Annotated in this window: 16 protein-coding genes; 11 read left to right on the top strand and 5 right to left on the bottom strand. The window is 70.8% G+C overall.

The window, feature by feature from the left end; genetic code table 11:
• Positions 1 to 181: 181 nt before the first annotated feature.
• Positions 182 to 1,036 (bottom strand): helix-turn-helix transcriptional regulator, encoded by an 855-nt coding sequence (locus tag ACZ7P3_RS08385; protein ID WP_472079915.1) that lies wholly within the window; start codon positions 1,034 to 1,036, stop codon positions 182 to 184.
• A 128-nt stretch (positions 1,037 to 1,164) separates the two neighbouring features.
• On the opposite strand from ACZ7P3_RS08385, the gene ACZ7P3_RS08380 reads away from it, so the two are divergent.
• Positions 1,165 to 2,019: an NAD-dependent epimerase/dehydratase family protein gene (locus ACZ7P3_RS08380; RefSeq protein ID WP_472079914.1), complete on the top strand. Its 855-nt coding sequence runs from the start codon at positions 1,165 to 1,167 to the stop codon at positions 2,017 to 2,019.
• Between the two features lies 1 nt (position 2,020).
• Here ACZ7P3_RS08380 and ACZ7P3_RS08375 read toward each other — a convergent pair whose 3' ends face one another.
• The 4 genes from ACZ7P3_RS08375 to ACZ7P3_RS08360 are packed head-to-tail and all read right to left on the bottom strand — an operon-like array spanning position 2,021 to position 5,992.
• The gene (locus ACZ7P3_RS08375; protein ID WP_472079913.1) at positions 2,021 to 3,274 is read right to left on the bottom strand and encodes an MFS transporter; all 1,254 of its coding nucleotides are present in this window, start codon (positions 3,272 to 3,274) and stop codon (positions 2,021 to 2,023) included.
• Positions 3,271 to 4,584, bottom strand: coding sequence for a GH1 family beta-glucosidase (locus ACZ7P3_RS08370; protein ID WP_472079912.1), 1,314 nt, complete (start codon positions 4,582 to 4,584; stop codon positions 3,271 to 3,273). Before ACZ7P3_RS08370 ends, ACZ7P3_RS08375 begins: the two co-directional genes overlap by 4 nt.
• 58 nt (positions 4,585 to 4,642) lie before the next feature.
• On the bottom strand, positions 4,643 to 4,909 hold the full coding sequence (locus tag ACZ7P3_RS08365; RefSeq protein WP_472079911.1) for a protealysin inhibitor emfourin: 267 nt from the start codon (positions 4,907 to 4,909) through the stop codon (positions 4,643 to 4,645).
• Between the two features lie 21 nt (positions 4,910 to 4,930).
• On the bottom strand, positions 4,931 to 5,992 hold the full coding sequence (locus ACZ7P3_RS08360) for a M4 family metallopeptidase (RefSeq protein WP_472079910.1): 1,062 nt from the start codon (positions 5,990 to 5,992) through the stop codon (positions 4,931 to 4,933).
• A gap of 333 nt (positions 5,993 to 6,325) precedes the next feature.
• Here ACZ7P3_RS08360 and leuA point away from each other — a divergent pair, with 333 nt between their 5' ends.
• The 10 genes from leuA (at position 6,326) to ACZ7P3_RS08310 (ending at position 21,584) form a co-directional block, all read left to right on the top strand.
• Entirely contained in the window at positions 6,326 to 8,047 is a 1,722-nt protein-coding gene (leuA, locus tag ACZ7P3_RS08355) for a 2-isopropylmalate synthase (protein WP_472079909.1), read from the top strand.
• A 184-nt stretch (positions 8,048 to 8,231) separates the two neighbouring features.
• Positions 8,232 to 8,927 (top strand): TerB family tellurite resistance protein, encoded by a 696-nt coding sequence (locus tag ACZ7P3_RS08350; RefSeq protein WP_472079908.1) that lies wholly within the window; start codon positions 8,232 to 8,234, stop codon positions 8,925 to 8,927.
• Positions 8,928 to 9,312: 385 nt separating this feature from the next.
• The gene (locus ACZ7P3_RS08345) at positions 9,313 to 11,388 is read left to right on the top strand and encodes an MMPL family transporter (protein WP_472079907.1); all 2,076 of its coding nucleotides are present in this window, start codon (positions 9,313 to 9,315) and stop codon (positions 11,386 to 11,388) included.
• A 46-nt stretch (positions 11,389 to 11,434) separates the two neighbouring features.
• The gene (locus ACZ7P3_RS08340; protein WP_472079906.1) at positions 11,435 to 12,658 is read left to right on the top strand and encodes a sensor histidine kinase; all 1,224 of its coding nucleotides are present in this window, start codon (positions 11,435 to 11,437) and stop codon (positions 12,656 to 12,658) included.
• Positions 12,655 to 13,320: a response regulator gene (locus ACZ7P3_RS08335; protein ID WP_472079905.1), complete on the top strand. Its 666-nt coding sequence runs from the start codon at positions 12,655 to 12,657 to the stop codon at positions 13,318 to 13,320. The genes ACZ7P3_RS08340 and ACZ7P3_RS08335 overlap by 4 nt, the downstream gene beginning before the upstream one ends.
• 3 nt (positions 13,321 to 13,323) lie before the next feature.
• A complete protein-coding gene (locus ACZ7P3_RS08330; RefSeq protein ID WP_472079904.1) occupies positions 13,324 to 14,541 on the top strand; it encodes a sialidase family protein in 1,218 nt (405 codons plus the stop codon).
• 516 nt (positions 14,542 to 15,057) lie between these two features.
• Positions 15,058 to 15,564 (top strand): hypothetical protein, encoded by a 507-nt coding sequence (locus ACZ7P3_RS08325; protein ID WP_472079902.1) that lies wholly within the window; start codon positions 15,058 to 15,060, stop codon positions 15,562 to 15,564.
• Positions 15,561 to 16,145 carry a hypothetical protein gene (locus tag ACZ7P3_RS08320; protein WP_472079901.1) on the top strand — a complete coding sequence of 195 codons (585 nt, stop codon included), beginning with the start codon at positions 15,561 to 15,563 and terminating at the stop codon, positions 16,143 to 16,145. The genes ACZ7P3_RS08325 and ACZ7P3_RS08320 overlap by 4 nt, the downstream gene beginning before the upstream one ends.
• The gene (locus ACZ7P3_RS08315) at positions 16,145 to 20,836 is read left to right on the top strand and encodes a putative T7SS-secreted protein (RefSeq protein WP_472079900.1); all 4,692 of its coding nucleotides are present in this window, start codon (positions 16,145 to 16,147) and stop codon (positions 20,834 to 20,836) included. Before ACZ7P3_RS08320 ends, ACZ7P3_RS08315 begins: the two co-directional genes overlap by 1 nt.
• Positions 20,826 to 21,584 (top strand): hypothetical protein, encoded by a 759-nt coding sequence (locus ACZ7P3_RS08310; RefSeq protein WP_472079899.1) that lies wholly within the window; start codon positions 20,826 to 20,828, stop codon positions 21,582 to 21,584. Before ACZ7P3_RS08315 ends, ACZ7P3_RS08310 begins: the two co-directional genes overlap by 11 nt.
• Positions 21,585 to 21,754: the final 170 nt, after the last annotated feature.

Genomic DNA, 21,754 nt, shown 5'->3' with positions numbered 1-21,754 from the left:
GTTCTGCTTGGTGTCGGCCGCGCGGCGGTAGCCGCATGTTGATGCAGCCTGGACCTTCACGTGAAGGTGGCCAAGGATTGGCAGCGCGACCCGAAGCAGCTGCGCAAGCTGGGGTTCTGGTCGTTCGGCCGGTGTCGGGGGGTGCCGGCCGGGGCCCGAAGCGGCTGCGCGGGCCGGGGTTCTAGCCGGTGGCTCCCTGCGGAGCCATGTCCTGCGTCCCCACCACCCTCAGCAGCTGAAGGCGTTCGTACGACTCCGTTCCGGGGCGGGCCGTGTGCAGGACGAGGCGGTGGCGGTGGTCGTCGGTGAGCAGGACCTCGCAGTCCAGCTCCAGCAGGCCCACCACCGGATGCCGGAAGCGCTTCGTCGCCGAGCGGCGTACCGCCACCTCGTGCTCCTCCCAGAGGCGGGCGAACTCCTCGCCGGCGGAGAGGAGTTCGGCCACCAGTGCGGCCGGCTCGGGGTCGTCGGGGCGGGCGGCGGCCACCGCGCGCAGGTTCGCCACGTGCACCCGCGCGTGTTCCGGCACATCCTCCGGCGGAAACAGTTCGCGTCCCGCCGGGTCGAGGAAGAAGCGCCGGAGCAGATTGCGCTCCCGGGGCGGCCGGGCCAGCACGTCCCCGGACAGCGCCCGCGACAGAGCGTTCTGCGCCAGCACCTCACCGCAGTCCGTCACCACCAGCGCCGGCGCGTCGTGCATCCGGTCCAGGACCAGCAGCAGCCCCGGACGCACATGCGCGGAGGCCGAGCCGCGGCGGGGCGGCTCCTCGCCCGCCAGATGGAAGAGATGGTCGCGTTCGTCCTCCGTCAGCCGCAGGGCACGGGCCAGCGCCGTCAGCATCTGGCGGGACGGATGCGGGCCCCGGGACTGTTCCAGACGGGTGTAGTAGTCCGCCGACATGCCTGCGAGCGATGCCACTTCCTCCCGGCGCAGGCCGGGTGTGCGGCGGCGGGTGCCGGGCGCGAGGCCCACGTCGGAGGGGTCCAGGCGGGCACGGCCGCGGCGCAGGAAGTCGGCGAGTTCGGTCCGGTTCACTCCCCCAGCGTGCGGCAGTCCGCCCGGCTTATCCAGGGACTGCCGGTCCCCTGATCGGGAGGTCTCTCCCGGTGACGCCGGAACCGCCCGAGGCTGGGGGCGTCGGACATCCACGAGAGGAGCAGACGATGCTGACACTGGTGACCGGTACGACGGGGCAGGTCGGCCGGCGGTTCGTGCCGAGGCTGCTGGCGCAGGCCCGGCCGGGGGAGCGGGTGCGGGTGCTGGTGCGCGACGCGGCCCGCGGGGAGCGGTTCGCGGAGCTGGGCGCCGAGATCGTGCTCGGGGACCTGCGGGACGAGGAGGCGCTCGGCAGGGCGGTGGCCGGGGCGGACGCGGTCGTGAATGTCGCGGCGTCCTTCCGCGGGGTGCCGGACGAGGAGGCGTGGGCCGTCAACCGGGACGCGGCGGTGGCCCTCGGCCGTGCCGCGCTGGCCTCCGGCGTCCGGCGCTTCGTGCAGGTCAGCACGGGGCTGGTGTACGGCAGCGGGCGGGGCCGCCCGATGACCGAGGACGACGAGTCCCGGCCCGGCGGCGAGATGTGGGGCGCCTACCCCGAGTCCAAGGCCGAGGCCGAGCGGGAACTGCTCGCGCTGGACGGCCTGGACGTGCGGATCGGCCGGCTGCCCTTCGTGTACGGCGAGGGCGACCCGCACCTCGCCCAGTCCCTGCGCTGGGCCGCGCACTGGGCGGCGGCCCAGCGGCTGCAGATGGGCCACCATGCGGACGTCGCCCAGGGGCTGCTGCGCCTCCTGCACGCCCCCGCGGTGAGCGGGCCGGTCCACAACATCGCCGACGACGCCCCGGTGACGGCGGTCGAGCTGCACCAGCTCAACGGCGTCGAGGTGCCCGCCGAGCTGTACTCCCGGACCGATCCCGATCCCTGGTTCGGCATCATGTCCACCGCGCGGATCCGCAGGGACCTCGGCTTCCGCCCCCTGTTCCCCACCGTCTGGGCGGCCCGGGCCGCCGGCGCCCTGTAGCTCACTCCACGCCCCGGACACGGCCCACCAGGACCGCCCCCGCCAGGCCGACCACCGCCGCCGTCAGATAGAGCACCCGGTAACCGCCGAGGTAGGTCACGATCGGCGCGGCGAGGGCGGGGGCCGCCACCTGGGGCAGGGCGTTGGCCACGTTGATCACGCCCAGGTCCTTGCCGCGGTCCAGTGCCTTCGGCAGCACGTCCGTCATCAGGGCGAAGTCGACCGAGGTGAACACGCCGAAGCCCACCCCGAGCACCGCCGACGCGACGACCGCGCCCGGCCAGGTCTGCCAGCCGGCCAGGGCCGCCGTCGCCACCGCCATCAGCACGCCCGACCAGACCACGAACGGCTTGCGCCGGCCCGCCCGGTCCGACCACACCCCGCCGGCCACCACGGTCGCCATCAGGGTCAGGGCGTTGACCGCCGTCAGGATCAGGACGCCCTGCCCGGGGTCGGCGTAGTGCAGCCGGTCCCGCAGGTAGTAGAGGAGGTACAGCAGCACCAGCGAGTTGCTGAGGTTGATCAGGAAGCGGGTCAGCCACGCCCAGCCCAGGTCCGGATGGCGGCGAGGGCTCAGCCAGAACCCCGCGAGGAAGGTCCGCCAGGACCACGGCGGGCGGTGGTCCGCGGTCAGGCGCAGGTCCTCGTAGCGCCCCACGTACGGCAGCACGCCCGCCACGGTGAACGCGGCGCATGCCGCATAGCCCGCCGCCGTGCCCCCGGCCGCGGTCGCCAGGCCGGTCCCGCCGACCACTCCGAGGATCTGCGCCGCCCCCAGCCAGCCGCCCACCCGCCCCCGTTGGCGCCTGGGCACCCGGTCCGGCACCGCGGCCGTGACCGCCGCGAAGGCCGCGTTCAGGGTCAGCTGGACCAGGCACCAGCCCAGCGCCATCGTCCACGGGCCGTCCGCCTCGGCGAGCAGCAGCAGGCACAGGGCGCCGGCCGCCGCACCCGTCACGATCCAGGGACTGCGGCGGCCCCACCGGGACGTCGTACGGTCCGACAGCGCGCCGAAGAACGGGTTCGCCAGCAGGGAGACCACCGCGCCGGCCCCGGTCACCCACGCCAGCATCGTCTCCTTCGACATCCCGGAGCCGGGCGCGAAGTCCCCCGCCTGGGAGGCGAGCAGGATCTGCAGGGGGCCGAACCAGCCCACCCAGATCGCCCCGTTGGCCAGCGACAGCGCCGCGGTCCAGCCCCGGCCGACCTGTTCGACGGGCTCGGCGAGCGCGTCCGCGGCGCGGGCGGTGGTCATCTCTGCGCCCGCAGCACGTCCCGGAACCAGTGGTAGGAGGCCTTCGGGGTGCGCTTCTGGGTCGTGTGGTCGACGTGCACGAGGCCGAAGCGGCGCGCGTAGCCCTCCGCCCACTCGAAGTTGTCCAGCAGGGACCACACGAAGTAGCCGCGCACGTCCACGCCGGCCTCCGATGCCGCGTGCAGCGCGCGGACGTGGCCGTCGAGGTAGGCGATCCGCTGCTGGTCGTCGACGCCCTCGTAGGAGCAGCCGTTCTCGGTGATGACGATCGGCGGCAGCCGGTCGCCGTAGCGGTCGCGGAAGCCGGTGAGCAGCTCCGTCAGGCCCTCGGGGACGACCGGCCAGCCGAAGTCCGTCACCGGGGAGCCATCGATCTCCCGTACCGAGAAGGGAAGTTCCGCCGGCAGGGTCAGGCCGCCGAACTCGATCTCGGTGCCCTGCGGGGCGCCCACCCGGGTCGGCGCGTAGTAGTTCACGCCGTACCAGTCGACCGGCTCGCCGATGATCTCCAGGTCCGCCCGGACGTCGCCCGGCATCGCCTCGCCCAGGCCCTCGGGGTATTCGCCGAGGATGACCGGGTCGGCGAACAGACGGTTGAGCAGGAGGTCGTAGAAGCCCGCCGCCTCCAGGTCGGCCGGATCCTGTGAGGCCGGCCAGGCCGGGCCGTGGGAGTTGGCGATGCCGATGTCCGCGGCCCCGGCCGCGCGCAGGGCCCGTACCGCGAGGCCGTGGGCGAGGAGCTGGTGGTGGGCGGCCGGGAGGGCGTCGAAGAGGAGCTGCTTGCCGGGGGCGTGGGCGCCCAGGGCGTGGCCCAGCAGGGTGTGCTCGGCGGGCTCGTTGAGGGTGATCCACTTGCCGACGCGGTCGCCGAGGCGCTCGGCCACCACGGACACATGGTCGGCGAACCGGGCCGCCGTGTCCCGCTCCAGCCAGTCCAGGGAGACGGGCAGGTCCCAGTGGAAGAGGGTGGGCACGGGCCGTACGCCCGCCGCGCACAGCTCGTCCACCAGCCGGTCGTAGAAGTCCAGGCCGCCGGGGGACTTCACCCGGGGCCAGGAGACGGAGAAGCGGTACGCGTCCACGCCGAGGCCGGCCAGCAGCGCCACGTCCTCCCGGTAGCGGTGGTAGTGGTCGCAGGCCACCGCCGCCGTGGAGCCGTCCTTCACCCGCCCCGGCTCCGCGGTGAACACGTCCCACACGGACGCCTCACGCTCGTCGGCGGCGCCCTCGATCTGGTGGGCGGAGGTCGAGACACCCCACAGGAAGCCGGCCGGGAAGCGGGGGATCGGATTGCCTGCATCAGTCGCCATGGCCGGGATCATCCTTACCCCCGGTAACATAAGTCAACGCCCCGGCCCGAACCGGTGGCTATGCCCCTTCCTTCAGCACCCGGGACACCAACTCCCGCTGCTCCTCGGTCAGTCGGGGATCGGCCGCGTACACCGTGCGGCCGTCCACCGTGATCTCGTAGCGGAAACCGTCCGGCACCCCGGCCGGCGGCGCGCCCCGGCCGGACGCCAGCACGCGCTCGGCCAGGGCCTGCCACTCGGCGGCGTCCGGCCGGGCCGAGGTGTCCACCTCGGCCCGGCGCTCGATGCCCGCGAATCCGCCCGTGCGCCGTACCTGAATACGCATGGGTGACTGTCTGGTGCGGAACTAGAGCGTCCGCACCCCCGTCTGCTCCCAGGCCTTCTGCACGGCCTGGAGTTCGTCTCCGGCGCCGTACCGGGCCCGGGCCGCCTTCACGGTCAGTGTGGCGAAGTCGGTGAACTGCGCGTCCGGCTTCAGCTCGCCGCCGGTCAGCACGTCGTACCAGACCTGCCCGGCCCGCTCCCAGGCGTGCCCGCCGAGCGCGGAGGCGGCCAGGTAGAAGGCGTGGTTCGGGATGCCGGAGTTGGTGTGCACCCCGCCGTTGTCGCGGCTCGTCCTGACGTAGCCGTCCATCGTCGCGGGCTGCGGGTCCTTGCCCAGGTTCGGGTCGTCGTACGCCGTGCCCGGTGCCTTCATCGAGCGCAGCGCCTCGCCGTGCACGCCCGGCGCGAGCAGGCCCGCGCCGATCAGCCAGTCCGCCTGTTCCGCGGTCTGGCCCAGCGCGTACTGCTTGATCAGCGAGCCGAAGACGTCCGACACGGACTCGTTGAGCGCTCCGGACTGGCCGTAGTACTCCAGGTTCGCCGTGTACTGGGTGACGCCGTGGGTCAGTTCGTGGCCGATCACGTCGATGGGGAGGGTGAAGTCGAGGAACAGTTCGCCGTCGCCGTCGCCGAACACCATCTGCTCGCCGTTCCAGAAGGCGTTGTCGTACTTCTCGCCGTAGTGGACGGTCGCGATCAGCGGCAGTCCGGCGTCGTCGATCGAGTGCCGGTCGTAGACCTTGAGGTACAGCTCGAACGTGGCGCCCAGGCCCGCGTGCGCGCGGTTGACGGTCGCGTCCTTGGAGGGCTGGCCCTGCTCCTCGTGCACCTTCTTGCCGGGCAGGGTCTCGGTGTGGTGGGCGTCGTAGACGGTGCGGTCCGGCGCGTCGGACGGGGTGCCGGCGGGCGCGGCCGTGCTGCGCACCGCGGTGATCCGGCGCCGGGTGCGGTGCAGGGCGTCCTGTTCCAGGGTGCGCTGCGCGGCGTCGGCGATGCCGGGGTCCTCGTGCTGGGCCAGCCGGTCGAGGACGTGCGGCGGCACGATCGGGCAGAAGACGGGCTCAAAGCCCCCGTTGGTCGTCATGCCCGGCACCCTTGCACTGAGTCATGAAAGTGTCACTACCTGCGACCGTGATTGGTGAAATAGGGTGACAATCCGGTGGTGGACTGCTCGCGCTCCGTAGTGTGCGTGATATAGCGCACCATTTGTCCATTTTGTTCTACCGGTTCCGCATACTGATACAGGCCCGCGCACCGAACGCGGCTCGGCTAGGCTGCGGAGCATCATGCGTTTCGGGCTGCTTCTCCTTAGCTGCCGCGGCGAGGGCCTGTAGTCAAAGGCCGACTCCCTCCCCGCGGAGCTTTGGCGTTGCGTCGTCGGCCGTCCTTCCGGACATCCTGAGGAGCCCACGCCATCATGGCCAACCGCCAGCAGCCCAGTTCCATGCCGATCCACAAGTACGGCCGCTACGAGCAGGTCGACATCCCGGACCGCGCCTGGCCGCAGCAGCGCGTCACCGTCGCCCCCCGCTGGCTCTCCACCGATCTGCGCGACGGCAACCAGGCCCTGATCGACCCGATGTCCCCCGAGCGCAAGCGCCGGATGTTCGACCAGCTGGTCGCGATGGGCTACAAGGAGATCGAGGTCGGCTTCCCCGCCTCCGGCCAGACCGACTTCGACTTCGTACGCTCGATCATCGAGGAAGAGGGCGCGATCCCGGACGACGTCACGATCTCCGTGCTGACCCAGGCCCGCGAGGACCTGATCGAGCGGACCGTGGAGTCCCTGAAGGGCGCCCGCCGGGCCACCGTCCACCTGTACAACGCCACCGCCCCGGTCTTCCGCCGGGTCGTCTTCCGCGGCTCCAAGGACGACATCAAGCAGATCGCCGTCGACGGCACCCGCCTGGTGATGGAGTACGCCGAGAAGCTGCTGGGCCCCGAAACCGAGTTCGGCTACCAGTACAGCCCCGAGATCTTCACCGACACCGAGCTGGACTTCGCCCTGGAGGTCTGCGAGGCGGTCATGGACGTCTACCAGCCGGGTCCGGGCCGCGAGATCATCCTCAACCTGCCCGCCACCGTGGAGCGCTCGACCCCCTCCACGCACGCGGACCGCTTCGAGTGGATGCACCGCAACCTCTCCCGCCGCGAGCACGTCTGCCTGTCCGTCCACCCGCACAACGACCGCGGTACGGCCGTGGCGGCCGCCGAGCTGGCGCTGATGGCCGGCGCCGACCGCATCGAGGGCTGTCTGTTCGGGCAGGGCGAGCGCACCGGCAACGTCGACCTGGTCACCCTGGGCATGAACCTGTTCTCGCAGGGCGTCGACCCGCAGATCGACTTCTCCGACATCGACGAGATCCGTCGCACGTGGGAGTACTGCAACCAGATGGAGGTCCACCCGCGCCACCCGTACGTGGGCGACCTGGTCTACACGTCCTTCTCCGGCTCCCACCAGGACGCCATCAAGAAGGGCTTCGACGCCATGGAGGCCGACGCGAAGGCCAAGGGCGTCACCGTCGACGACATCGAGTGGGCGGTCCCGTACCTGCCGATCGACCCCAAGGACGTCGGCCGCTCCTACGAGGCCGTCATCCGCGTCAACTCGCAGTCCGGCAAGGGCGGCATCTCCTACGTCCTGAAGAACGACCACAAGCTGGACCTGCCGCGCCGGATGCAGATCGAGTTCTCGAAGCTCATCCAGGCCAAGACGGACGCCGAGGGCGGCGAGATCACCCCGAAGGACATCTGGGCGGTCTTCCAGGACGAGTACCTGCCGAACCCCGACAACGCATGGGGCCGCATCCAGGTCAGGACCGGCCAGTCGACGACGGACACCGACGGCGTCGACACCCTGACGGTCGAGGCCACCGTGGACGGCCAGGACACCGTCCTGACCGGCTCCGGCAACGGTCCGATCTCGGCCTTCTTCGACGCCCTGCAGTCCGTCGGCGTCGACGTACGCCTGCTGGACTACCAGGAGCACACGATGAGCGAGGGCGCCTCCGCGCAGGCCGCCTCGTACATCGAATGCGCGATCGGCGACAAGGTTCTGTGGGGGATCGGCATCGACGCGAACACGACGCGTGCTTCGCTGAAGGCGGTCGTCTCCGCGGTGAACCGCGCGACCCGCTGACCGCTCTGACCGGCAGTTTCGGGGCCCCGGCCGTTGCATACGACGGCCGGGGCCCCGTCACTTATCGGCCATCGCATCCCCGAGGTCACAGAAAGGTCTCGTCCGGGGTACTGACTCAGCCTCCGTGATGTGGCTAACATCACGCCAGCGCGGCGATGTTGCCGCGTCGTTACGGAGGTGCGACGTGCTGCCAGTACGGGGACGAGACGGCCGTGCCACCAGGGCTGTGCGCATCCTGGGTACCCGCACCGCATGGACACCCGTGGGAGACGGCGAGTTCTTCTGCCCCGGCTGCGGAGGCGACCGCAACTACCAGCGGCTCACCGGGCGCCGCCGCTTCACCCTCCTCGGGGTGCCCGTGCTGCCGCGCGGGGCGACCGGCCCCGTCGTGGAGTGCGCGTCCTGCCGCCACCACTACGGCACCGACGTCCTCGACCACCCCACCACCCGCCGCTTCTCCGCGATGCTCCGCGACGCCGTGCACACCGTCGCCCTCGCCGTCCTGGCCGCGGGCGGCACCGGCTCGCGTGCGGCCCTGGAGACGGCCGCCACCGCGGTCCGCGCCGCCGGCTTCGTGGACTGCACCGAGGACCAGCTGGCCGCCCTGGTCGAGGCCCTCGCCGCAGACACCGGCCGGGTGCTCGGCGGACCGTGCGGCGCGAGTCTCGCCATAGAGCTCCACGAGGCCCTCGACCCGCTCGCCCCCCACCTCGCCCCGCCCGGCCGCGAGGGCCTCTTCCTCCAGGCGGCCCGCATCGCGCTGGCCGACGGCCCCTACACCCCCGCCGAACGCGAGGCCCTGACCACGATCGGCGCGGCCCTGACCATCTGCACCGACGACGTCAACCGCCTGCTGGCCGCGGCCCGCACCCCGTCCTGACATCCGTCCGGCGCGTACGCCGTGCTGACATTCGTCCGGCCCGTACGTGGTGCTGACATCAGTGCGTCCGGCGCGTACGCCGTCCTGGCATTCGTCCGGCCCGCACCCCGTCCTGACATCCGTCCGGCGCGTACGCCGTGCTGACACTTGTCCGTCCGGCGCGTAGCGGTGCTGACACCCCGTGCGTCCGGCGTGGACGTCGTGCTGACGAGGCTCGTGCGTCCGGCCCGTACGCCGTCCCGATACTCCCCGGGGAGTAAGGGCGCCGCCCGGACGCCCGTGGCAGTACCCCCGAACTCGCCCCCGCGCCCGACGAACGCGGCCCGCCGCGGCGGAAGTCTGGAAGCCGTATCCAGACATCCGCTCCGGAGGGAGGCCCGTTTCCATGGGGGCCGCGAGAACACGTGCGACCGGCGGGCGACGAGGCCTGCCCTGGCTGGTCCTGGGCCTGTGGGTGGTCCTGCTGGCCGTGGCGGGGCCGTTCGCCGCCAGACTCACCGAGGTCCAGCACGACCGGGCGACCGACTACCTGCCCGCATCCGCCGACTCCACCCGGGCCGCCAGGCTCCAGGACCGGCTGCCCGGCGGCGAGAGCACCGAGCTGGTCCTCGTCTACCACCGTGCGGGCGGACTCACCGCCGCCGACCGGACGACGGCCGGACGGCAGGTGGCGGCCATCGCCCACCGCCACACCCTGGCCGCCGCCCCGCGGGGCGTCCCGTCCGCCGACGGCACCACCCTGATGTACCCGGTCACCAGCAACGAGCCCGGCACCGACGAGCACAGGCGCAACACCTTCGTCGACGACGTCCGCCGACTCGCCCACGGGAAGGGCGCACTGAGCGTCGACGTGGGCGGACCGGCCGCCCTCGCCACCGACGCCTCCGGCGTCTACGCCTCCCTCGGCGGACCCCTGCTCTACACCACGGTCGCCGTCGTCGCGATCCTGCTGATCCTCATCTACCGCAGCCCGCTGCTGTGGCTGGTCCCGCTCGTCGTCGCCGGCATCGCCGACTTCCTCGCCCGGGCGGCGGCCTACGCCCTCCACGAGGCCTTCGGCACCACCGTCTCCGGCCAGAGCGCGGGCATCATGACGATCCTCGTCTTCGGCGCCGGCACCGACTACGCCCTGCTCCTCGTCTCCCGCTACCGCGAGGAGCTACGGCGCCACGAACGGCCGTACGACGCGATGCGGGCCGCGCTGCACGGCTGCGGGCCCGCCGTCCTCGCCTCCTCCGGCACGGTCGCGGCCGGGCTGCTGTGCCTGCTCGCCGCCGACCTCAACTCCAGCCGGGGCATGGGCCCGCTCGGCACGGTCGGCGTGCTGTGCGCACTGGCCACGATGCTGACCCTGCTCCCCGCCGTCCTGGTCCTCCTGGGCCGCCGGGTGTTCTGGCCGCTCGTCCCCGTCCACGGCAGCACGCCCAGGGAACGCCGGTCGCTGTTCGCGGCGATGGGCTCCTCGGCCGGGCGCCGTCCGCTGACCGTCCTCGCCTGCGGCGCCGCCCTGCTCGGCGCGCTCGCCCTGGGCGTGCTGAACCTGCCCGGGCCCGTCAAGCAGCTGGACACCTTCGTCGACCGGCCGGACTCCGTCTCCGCGATGGACACCCTCGCCCGGGCCTACCCCGAGCGGTCGGCCCAGCCCGTCGAGATCCTGACCCCGGCCGCCCGCGCCGGCACCACGCTGGCGGCGGCCGAGGACACCCCCGGAGTGGCGAGCGCGCGGCGGGGCCGCACCGGCGCGGGCTGGACCGAGATCTCGGTCACCGCGTCCGCCCCGCCCCAGTCCGCCGCCGAGACCGCCACCATCAAGGAACTCCGGCACCGGCTCCACGGCTCCTACGTCGGCGGGCCCAGCGCCCAGCAGCTCGACCTGGAGGACACCAACGCCCGCGACCGGCTGGTCGTCGTACCGATCGTCCTGCTCTCCGTGCTGCTGATCCTGATCGTCCTGCTCCGCTCCCTGGTCGCACCGCTGATCCTGGTGGCCGCCGTGGTCGCCGTGTGGGGCGCGGCGCTCGGCGTCGGCGGGCTGGTGTTCGGACCGCTGTTCGGCTTCCACGGCACCGACCCCGGCCTCGGCCTGCTGTCCTTCGTGTTCCTGGTCGCCCTGGGCGTCGACTACGGCATCTTCCTGATGCACCGGATGCGGGAGGAATCGCTGAGGGGCGTGGAGCCCGCCGAGGCCGCGCTGACCGCCCTGCGGACCACCGGCGGGGTCATCGCCTCCGCCGGGCTCGTGCTCGCCGCCACCTTCGCCGTCCTCACCGACATGGGCCTGGTCCCGCTGGTCGAGCTGGGCTTCGTCATCGCGGTCGGCGTCCTGCTGGACACCTTCCTCGTCCGCACCTATCTGGTGACCAGCGCGAGCGTGGCGCTCGGGCGGCGGGTGTGGTGGCCGGGACCGCTCTCCGCGGCGGCCTCCGCGGAGCGCGAGCGCGTCCCGGAACCCGTGGTCTGACCGCCGGGTGCCCCTGCCCTGGGCCGGGGCACCCGCCTACCGGAAGATGAACCCCGTGCAGGAAACCATCACCGCCGTCCGGCCCCGACGGGCCTTCGTGTCCCTCGACCCGCTGCGGCAGGACGCGTACCTCGCCGCCGGCCTCGCCGCCCTGGCCTCCGCGATCGCGGTGACCGTCGGCAGCGGGCGGCACCCGGACGCGCTCGGCTGGGCCCTGCTGCTCGGCCTGCACGTGCCGCTCGCCTGGCGCCGCAGGGCGCCGCTGACGGTACTGGCGATCGCGATCCCGCTGATCGCGTTCTACCACCAGCAGGACTACAACCACTCCGCGCCGACCGCCGCCTCCATGGTCGTCCTCTACACGGTGGCGGTCACCAGCGGCCCCGTGCGCACGGCGGTCATCGGCTGCGCCGTCGTCGGGCTCATGCTGGTCCTGAAGATCGGCCACGGCATGGCCGGGCTCGCCGTGTCCTTCCAGATCACCGGCTGGATCGTCTCCATGCTCGTGCTCGGCGGCTACATCCGCGTCCACCGGGAGAACGCGGCCGCCGCCCTCGAACGGGCCGAACGCGCCGAACGCACCCGCGAGGAGGAGGCCCGCCGACGGGTCGCCGAGGAACGCCTGCGCATCGCCCGCGACCTGCACGACCTGCTCGCCCACAGCATCACCCTGATCGGCGTGCAGACCTCGGTGGCCGCCCACGTCCTGACCGCCGACCCCGGCCGCCTGGACCGGACCGCCGTCGCCGGGGCCCTGGAGGACATCGCCGAGACCTGCCGCACGGCCCGCGGGGAACTCCGTACGACCCTGGAGGTCCTGCGCGACCCGGGTGCACCGGACGCCCGCGGACCGCTGCCCGGTCTGCACGGCCTGGCCGACCTCGCGCGGACGGCCGCCGGCGCCGACGTGCGGCTCACGGTCGCCGCCGACGAGGTGCCGCCCGCCGTGGGAGCCGCCGCCTACCGCATCGTGCAGGAGGCGCTCACCAACGCGGTACGGCACGGCGGCCGCGACGACCTGACCGTGCACGTCGGTGTCGACGAGGACGCCGGCGTCCTGCGCGTCCGTGTCACCGACGACGGTGTCCTGCGCGTCACCGACGACGGCGCGGGCACGGGGGCCGGCACTCCCGGCTTCGGCCTGCTCGGCATGCGGGAGCGGGCCCGCAGCGTCGGCGGCACGGTCGACGCCGGGCCGCGCAAGGACGCAGAAGGCTTCGAGGTGACGGCCCTTTTGCCGCTGGTTCTGCCGCTGGGAGGAACACGATGAACCCCGTCCGGGTCCTGCTCGCCGACGACCAGACCCTCGTACGGGCCGCGTTCGCGATGCTCGTGGAGTCCGCGCCGGACATGGTGGTCGTCGGACAGGCCGCCACCGGCCGCGAGGCCGTCGACCTGGCCCGCACCGAACGCGCCGACCTGGTGCTGATGGACATCCGCATGCCCGCCCTCGACGGCATCGAGGCCACCCGGCTGATCGCCGCCGACGAGGACCTGGCCGGGGTGAAGGTACTCGTCCTCACCACCTACGACACCGACGAGAACATCGTGGACGCGCTGCGCGCCGGCGCCTCGGGATTCCTGGTCAAGGACACCCGCCCGGCCGACCTCCTCGACGCGATCCGCACGGTCGCCGCCGGCGAGGCACTGCTCTCCCCGGGCCCCACGGCACGCCTGATCGAGCGGTTCCTGCGCAGCCCCTCCGCACCCGCGACGGGCGGACCCGAGTGCCTGTCGGACCGGGAGCGCGAGGTGCTCACACTGGTCGGCCGGGGCCTCAACAACACCGAAATCGCGGAGGCGTTGGGGCTCAGCCCGCTCACCGCGAAGACCCACGTCAGCCGGATCATGGGCAAGCTCGGGGCGCGCGACCGCGCCCAGCTGGTCATCGTGGGCTACGAGTCGGGGCTGGTGGTTCCGGGGAACATATGAGACGTGACCCCGCTGAGCCGCGTCCTCCTCGTCGCCACCGCGTTCCTCACCCCGCTCACCGCCCTGCACCCGGCCCACTCCGCACACGGCTGCACCTCCTCGGTGCCCTACTCGGCAGGGGAGGGCGGCTACGCCAGCTACCGCATCCCCGCGGCCGTCCTCACTCTCCCGCGGGTGCGCCGGCACCCGGGCGGCGCGGAGACCGCCGGCGGCACCGTGCTGGCCTTCGCCGAGGGCCGGCGCGAAGGCGCCGGCGACAGCGGCGACATCGATGTCGTCCTGCGCCGTTCCACCGACGGCGGCTGCACCTGGGGCACCATGACGGTGGTGGCCGCCGGCCACGGCGACACCCGGGGCAACCCGGCACCCGTGGTCGACCCGCGCACCGGCGCGGTCCTCCTGGTGACCTCCTACAACAGCGGGGCCGTGACGGAGGACCAGATCATGCGCGGCCAGGTGACGCCGCTTCAGGGCCGCCGGGTCTTCGTACAGCGCAGCCGGGACGCCGGCCGCCACTTCTCACCCCCGCAGGAGATCACGGCCCAGGTGAAGCGGCCCGGCTGGCGCTGGTACGCGACCGGCCCCGGCCACGCCCTGGCCCTGACCCACGGCAGACACGCCGGCCGCCTCCTGATCCCCGCCGACCACTCCGCCGCCCCTCCCGCCGGCTCCCACGACACCGGCCGGGAGGCCCGCTACTACGGCGCCCACGCCCTCTACAGCGACGACGGCGGCCGCACCTGGCACCTCGGCTTCGTGGACGACACCTACGACGGCACGGCCAACGCCAACGAGACCGGCGCCGCCCAGCTCCCTGACGGCCGCCTCTACATCAGCTCCCGGGACCAGAACGGCAGCAGCCCCGGCAACCGCCTCGACACCTACAGCACCGACGGCGGCCTGACCCTGGAGCGCCCCTTCGCCGTCCAGCACACGCTCGACGACGTCCCGGTGACCCAGGGCAGCGTCCTCCAGCTCCGGGGCCCCGCCGCGCCCCTGCTGTTCTCCGGCCCGTCCGTGCCGACCGCCCGCCGGGGAATGGCCCTGTGGCGCAGCACGGACGGCGGAACGACCTTCACCAAGGCCCTGACGCTGTCCGTCCGCCGGGCCGCCTACTCCGACCTCGTACAGCTGGACCACGACACGGTCGGGATCCTGTACGAGACCGGGGTGGCCGGGGCGTACGAGACGATCGAGTTCCGGCGACTGCGACTGCCCTAGCGTCACTCGTGGACGAGGAAAGCCGACGGCCCTGCCGCTGCCCTCCCGATGATGGAAATTGTCCGGCAGGTGACAGCAATTGCCCTTCCTTTGCTGATTGTTGAGCCGATCTGCGTTGTCTGCGTCAGGCGGTGCATGTGAGCATTGAAGGTCGTTCGCTGAGCGAAATCAGCCGGACGTGACAAGGCGGTTCCATCGAGGGGGGATGGCGCTGTGAGCGGCGCTGAGCCGACGGGGTCGGCGGGGTCGGCGGGGGAGTCGAGAGCGGCGAGGGTGAATCCGCCCAGGTCGGCGCTGGCGGACATAGCCGAGCAGACGATCGTGGGCGCGAGCGAGGCGCCGACGCCAGCGGCTGAGGCGTGGTCCGCACCTTCGGGTCCGACGGCGGACGACGGGCTCGACACGTTCGCCGACGCAATGCGGGCTGCGGAGGCGGACCGGCCGACCGACGTGGCGCCTCGGCCGACGGATCCGGAGGACCGGCGGACGGATCCAGTGGCCGGGCCGACGGATCCAGTGGACCGGCGGACGGATCTGGCCGACCAGCTCCGCTCCCACCGGCGTGGGTTCCGCGCGCGGCTCGGTGAGTTCCGGCGTCGTCGGGTGCTGGTGCCGTACGGGGAGAACGGTGCCGCTCTGACCGTGGAGATGCAGGGGGCGCGGTGGCTGCTCGCGTTCACGGACGAGGCGGCGCTGGTGCGGTATGCGAGGGCGCGGGGTGAGCAGGGCCGGGGCTGGCGGTACCGGGCGGTGTGGGGTGCGGCGGTGCTGGATGCCGGTGTGCCTGCGGTGGCCGGGGCCTGCGGGTTGCCGTGCGGGGTGTTGGTGGATGCCGGTGATGGTGAGCGGGGGCTGGTGCTGCCGCCGGTGGTCGGGATCGTGCCGGAGGCGGTCGCGGTGGACGGGCCTGGCGGCGGCGGTGACGCGGACAGCGGTACCGGAACCGGGACGCGTGCTGTTGGCGTGCTGGACAGGGACTTGGGTGTTGAGACGGGACGATCGACGGGGGAGAGGCGACAGTGACGACTCCGGGCGGGGGCGGTCAGCCGGATCTGCGGGTGCAGGGGCTGAAGTCGATGGCCGAGGGCATCAACAAGGCTTTGAGCGAGATGGATTCGCTGGGCGGGATGAAGGGCTGGGCGGGTGCGGGCCGGGGTTTCACCGGTCTGGAGATGGACGGTATGGACGTCGGTGACGACGCTCTGGGCGCGATGCTGCACACCTTCTGCGAGCGCTGGCAGTGGGGGGTGCGGGATCTGATGCAGGAGGGCAACGCGCTCGCGGAGGGGATGGGGCTGGCGGCCGGCACGTTCCACCAGACGGACGAGTATGTGAAGGGCTCGTTCAAGATCGCCTACAACTCGGCCGTCGGGGACCCCTTCGCCTCCAACGACCAGGTGGAGAAGGAGAGCGTGGACCAGATCAACCACGCCGGGATGACGACGGGTTACGGCAAGCAGGACCGCGACAACCTGGTGAACTCCCTGAAGCAGACCGGCAAGGGCATGCTCACGGACGTGGAGACGAGCGAGATGCCGGGCAGTCCGATCCCGATCACGCCGTCCACCGTGCGGGACGTGACCGGGGCGGGTGGCGGTAGCTGATGTCGCTGACGGGGAAGTTCAACAGTGCCCTGGGGTCGCTCAAGTCGGGTTATGACCACGTCAAGCGGACGACGGGTCATGTCATCGACGAGGGTGCCCATGGGGTGGGCGGCGTGCTCGACTGGGCCGGTGCGCATGGTGTGGCCGACAAGGTCGACGACTGGGGTGACAGTACGGCGTCCAGGCTGGGCGCGCATGTGGACGAGCAGCAGCTGGACGAGACCGAGGATCCGAAGGAGCTCGTCCATGGCAACCCGGCGAAGCTGCGTGAGACGGCGGGGCATCTGCAGCATTTCGCGCAGGCCTTCGGTGCGGTCGCGTCCGGTATGAAGGATCTGGACTCCTCGGACTTCAAGGGCGAGGCGGCCGATGCGTTCCGCAAGAAGTTCGCCTCGCACCAGGTCAAGTGGCACCAGGCGGCCGAAGCGTGCGGTGAGGCAGCTTCGGCGCTGGAGAACTTCGCGCACACGGTGGAGTGGGCGCAGGCCCAGGCGCGGGAGGCGGTGGCGAAGTACCGCGAGGGCAAGGCCGCCTCGAAGACCCATGAGCAGAAGGTGAAGACGTACAACGCCGCGGTCGAGGCGGGCGACAAGGACCCCGGGACCAGGCCCTCGGAGCAGGACCCGGGAGATGAGGCCAGGCATGCGGCCGAGCAGATCCTGGCCGCGGCCCGGCGTCAGCGCACCCATCTCGCCTCGGAGGCCGCCGGCCGCGTCAAGGCCGCCCTGCAGCACGCCCCGCACGAGCCGTCGGCCCTCAACCAGCTCAAGCTCGACGGCGCCGACGTGTGGGATGCGGCCAAGACGGAGGACATGCGTTTCTTCGGCGGTTTCGTGCGCGGACTCGGCGACCTGAACAACCTGGCCCGAAACGCGAACCCGCTCGACCCCTACGCGATCACCCACCCGTATGAGGCCCTGCAGGCCAAGGTGGAACTCCTGGGCGGCGCGGTCCACATGGTCACCCATCCCAGCCAGACCGGCGACCAGCTCTGGAACTCCTTCCTCCAGGACCCCGGCGGGGTCGGCGGCGAAATCCTGCCTCAGTTCCTCATACCGGAGGCGGGAGCCGAGGGAGTCGCTGTCGACGGCACCCGGGTCGCGGAAGACGGTGCGAAGGCGGCCGAGGAGGCGACGGCCGGGGAACGCGGCGCGGCGGAAGGCGCGGGCGGGAAGACGGCCCGCGAGGAGGCGGACGAGAACCCGCAGGATCACTCCCGTCAGGACGACGCCGTCGAGGACTGCGGCGACCCGGTCGACGTCGCCACCGGCAAGATGTTCCTCCCGCAGACCGACGCGACCTTCCCCGGTGTGCTGCCCCTGATCCTCAAGCGGCGGGTGGAGTCCGGCTACCACCAGGGCCGCTGGTTCGGCCCGTCGTGGTCCTCCACCCTCGACCAACGCCTGGAGATCGACGCGCAGGGAGTCGTCTTCATCACGGAGGACGGCCTGCTCCTGGCCTATCCGCACCCGGCACCGGGGCTGCCCACCCTCCCGTCGCACGGCCCGCGCTGGCCCTTGGACCGCGTGGACGGCGGCTACACGGTCACGGACCCGCAGTCCCATCGCACGTGGCACTTCGCCGAGAGGGGCGAGAACCTCGCCGTCCTGGAGCAGATCGACGACCGCAACGGCAACTGGATCACCTTCGAGTACGACGCGGAGGGCACACCACTGGCCGTGGTGACGAGTGCCGGCCAGGGCGTCCGCATCACCACGCACTCGGGCCGCGTCACGGCATACCACCTGACGGCCACCGGCCAGGAGCTGAAACGCTTCGGCTACACAGCGGGCAACCTCACAGAGGTCATCAACTCCTCGGGCCTGCCGCTCCGCTTCACCTACGACGACTCGGGCCGGATCACGTCCTGGACGGACACGAACGACCGCAGCTACACGTACGAGTACGACGGCCAGGACCGCTGCACGGCCCAGACCGGTTCCGCGGGTCACATGGCCACGCGCTTCGTCTACGGGGACCCGGACCCGGAGACGGGCCTGCGGGTGACCACGGCGACCAACGGCGAAGGCCACAGCACGCGCTACCTGGTCAACGAGGCCCGCCAGGTGGTGTCCGTGACCGACCCGCTCGGCGCCGAGAGCGGATACCACCGCGACCGCTACAACCGTCTGCTGTCCCGGACGGACCCGCTGGGCCACACGACGACCTTCGCATACGACGAGACGGGCAACGTCACGAAGGTGGTACGCCCGGACGGCCGCGAGGCGAGGACGGAGTACAGCGAACTCGGTCTGCCGGTGAAGCTGGTGAATCCGGACGGCACGGTGATCCGGCAGGACTTCGACGAGCGGGGCAACCGCACATCGGTGACGGACCCGGCGGGCCGGACGACCCACTTCACGTACACGGCGGCCGGCCACCTGACGTCCGTGACGGATCCGCTGGGCAACACCACCAGGGTCGTCTGCGATCGCGCGGGTCTCCCGGTGGAGGTGACCGACCCGCTGGGCGCGGCGACGCGCTACGACCGGGACGCCCTCGGCCGCGCCATCACGACAACGGACCCGACAGGTGCGGTGACCCGGCTGGAGTGGACCGTGGAGGGGCACCTGTCGGCCCGCACGGCCCCGGACGGCACGACCGAGACGTGGACGTACGACGGCGAGGGCAACTGCACGAGCCACACCGACCCGATCGGCGGCGTCTCCCGGTTCGAGTACACCCACTTCGACCTGCTGACGGCGCGCACGGGCCCGGACGGGGTCCGCTACGAGTTCGACCACGACAGCGAGTTGCGCCTGACGAAGGTCACCAATCCGCAGGGCCTGACGTGGACGTACGAGTACGACGCGGCGGGCCGCCTGGCGACGGAGACGGACTTCGACGACCGCACCCTGACCTACGAGTACGACCTTGCGGGCCGCCTTGTCTCCCGCAGAAACGTTCTTGGCGACATGGTGTCCTTCGAGCGCAACGAACTGGGCCAGGTGACCAGTAAGAACGCGGCAGGCCGGGTCACGACCTACGCGTATGACCTCACGGACCAACTGGCGCAGGCGACAGGCCCCGATGGCACGGCGCTCACCCTGCTGCGAGAGCGTTATGGCCGCCTGCACTCGGAAACGGTCAACGGACGGACCCTGACGTACAAGTACGACGAGCTGGGGCGCCGCACCGAACGCACGACCCCGACCGGGGCCAGGACATCCTGGTCGTACGACGCTGCCGGGCGCCGCACCGGCATGGTGGCCTCGGGACGCGCTATCGACTTCATCTACGACGAGGCAGGCCACGAACTGTTGCGCCATATCGGCGAGACTGTCACGCTGGAGCATGCCTTCGACGCGCTGGGCCGTCTGACGATCCAGTCAGTGGCCGGGGCGGCGGGCCGCTCGGTGCAGCACCGGACATACACCTACCGCGCCGACGGCAGTCTGACAGGCATCGACGATCAGCTCGCCGGCTCCCGCCGCTTCGACCTCGATGCGGCGGGCCGGGTGACGGCGGTCCATGCGGCGGGCTGGACGGAGCGGTACGCCTACGACGAGGCAGGCAACCAGACACAGGCATCGTGGCCGACGGACCATCCGGGCCAGGAGGCGGTGGGGACCCGCGAGTACGCTGGCACACGTATCATGCGCGCCGGCAACGTCCGCTACGAGCACGACGCCCTAGGCCGCATCACTCTCCGCCAGAAGACCCGCTTGTCCCGTAAGCCCGATACCTGGCGCTACGAATGGGACGCCGAAGACCGCCTCGCCTCGGTGACGACACCGGACGGTACCCGGTGGCTCTACACCTATGACCCGCTCGGCCGACGCACCGCCAAACTCCGCCTCGCGACTGACGGGGAGACAGTCGTAGAGCGGGTCGACTTCACCTGGGACGGCACCACCCTCTGCGAACAGACCACGACGTCTGCGGACCTCCCCAACCCGGTCACTCTTACCTGGGACCACCAGGGCCTGCGCCCCTTGGCTCAAACGGAACGCATCACCACGGCAGACGCCCCCCAGAACGAGATCGACTCCCGCTTCTTCGCCATCGTCACCGACTTGGTTGGAACACCCAGCGAACTCATTGATGAGCGAGGCGACATTGCCTGGCGTACCCGCAGCACCCTGTGGGGGACAACGACGTGGGCAGCGAACAGCAACACCTATACGCCTCTACGTTTCCCCGGTCAGTACTTCGACCCTGAAACCGGTCTCCACTACAACTACTTCCGCCACTACGACCCCGAGACCGCCCGGTACCTCAGCCTCGATCCGCTCGGACTCGCGCCCGCGGATAACCCGGCTACCTACATTCGCAACCCGCACGCGTGGACCGACCCACTGGGCCTCGGCCCGTGCCCCATCGGGGGAGAAGAGAACCACGTGCCGCTCAACGCTGCACGCGGAGACGTCGTCTACCCCACCCAAGAGGAAGCTCTGAACGAGGTGCTCCGGCGATACGATGTGACTGACCCTTCTCTCATCGAGAGAACGCCACAATGGGGCAGGAATCCGAATCTTACTGGCCCCAATGGTGAGCCATGGGAAACGATTTCGGCTATCGACTCTAAGGGGAATATCGTAGAAATCGGCCATCACGCGAACGGGCACTACTTCAAAGACAAGGATGAGTGGGCGCTACCTCACTACCACGGCCCTGGAGGTGAACATGTCTACTATGGAAGTATGGATTCTGGCTACGGACTTCAGGGAAGGCCTAGAGATGCAAAGTAATCTTCGGCAAGGCGAAAAAAATAGGACAATCGTTGGTCAACCAGAATTCCGCTCCATGTCGGGCGATCCGTGCAACTTGACAAGCGATACCAGCCTTCCTGGCGTCTCTGCATTCTGGGTCATGTCTGACCCTGCCAGTGAACTAGTGTGCCTCGATGAAACGGTCGGTTCGTTTGAGGGGTATCAACTATTCACATGGTCTACCAGGATTTCGGCGGACGGCCAGCCCCAACTGCCGGAACAGTCGTATGTGTTCCTCAGGAAATTCGCCAGACGTGCGGGCCTCAAGAAATTTCCAAAGATGCCGTTCGTTGAGTCGGCCTATCGACGATTTCCGCGTTTTAATGCCAATCACTATGGGGAGATTGAGCCGCTTCTGCGCAGGAACTCGGGATATGCCCTAGGGATCGCAGCGCCTAACTGTCCATCGTCGAATTGGGTCGGGGCGGCCCAGCTACTGGAGGGGCACTTCTCCCTCTCGTTGGACTTTGAAAACGGCATTGGATTTGAATTTCTGCGCACGCAACTGGTTATGCTATATGTGTTGACGGCGCTTGAAATGGACGTCTTGCCATTGATTCCTCTCAACAGGCATCCGGCCGGAGGGCATGTGATTTTCTGTCGTAGCGGCTCCTACGATAGGGTGGCAGAAAAGCTATCCAAGAGGTGTGCTGTGATCGAAGGGGAGTCGGGCGCGGCGGAGATTGAAAGATTCTTCGATGGTGGTGGCGGATTTTCCTATCTTTGAGTAATTGCAATTAAAAGCGATGTGCACTTGGATCGCGCAATGGTAGCCGTTAAGGCCGTAGGGTTTCCTGCGCTGGCGGATCAACGCCAAGGGCATCATCCGGTTCCGTTGGGGTGCCCCGAGCCTCTCCGGGATTCGCTTGTGCCAGGTGGTGTTGGAAGGGCGGGGCC

The sequence above is a fragment of the Streptomyces sp. NPDC107581 genome (genome assembly GCF_055657175.1).
The sequence above is the reverse complement of the archived record's forward strand: the minus strand, read 5'-3'. Positions and strand labels throughout refer to the sequence as shown.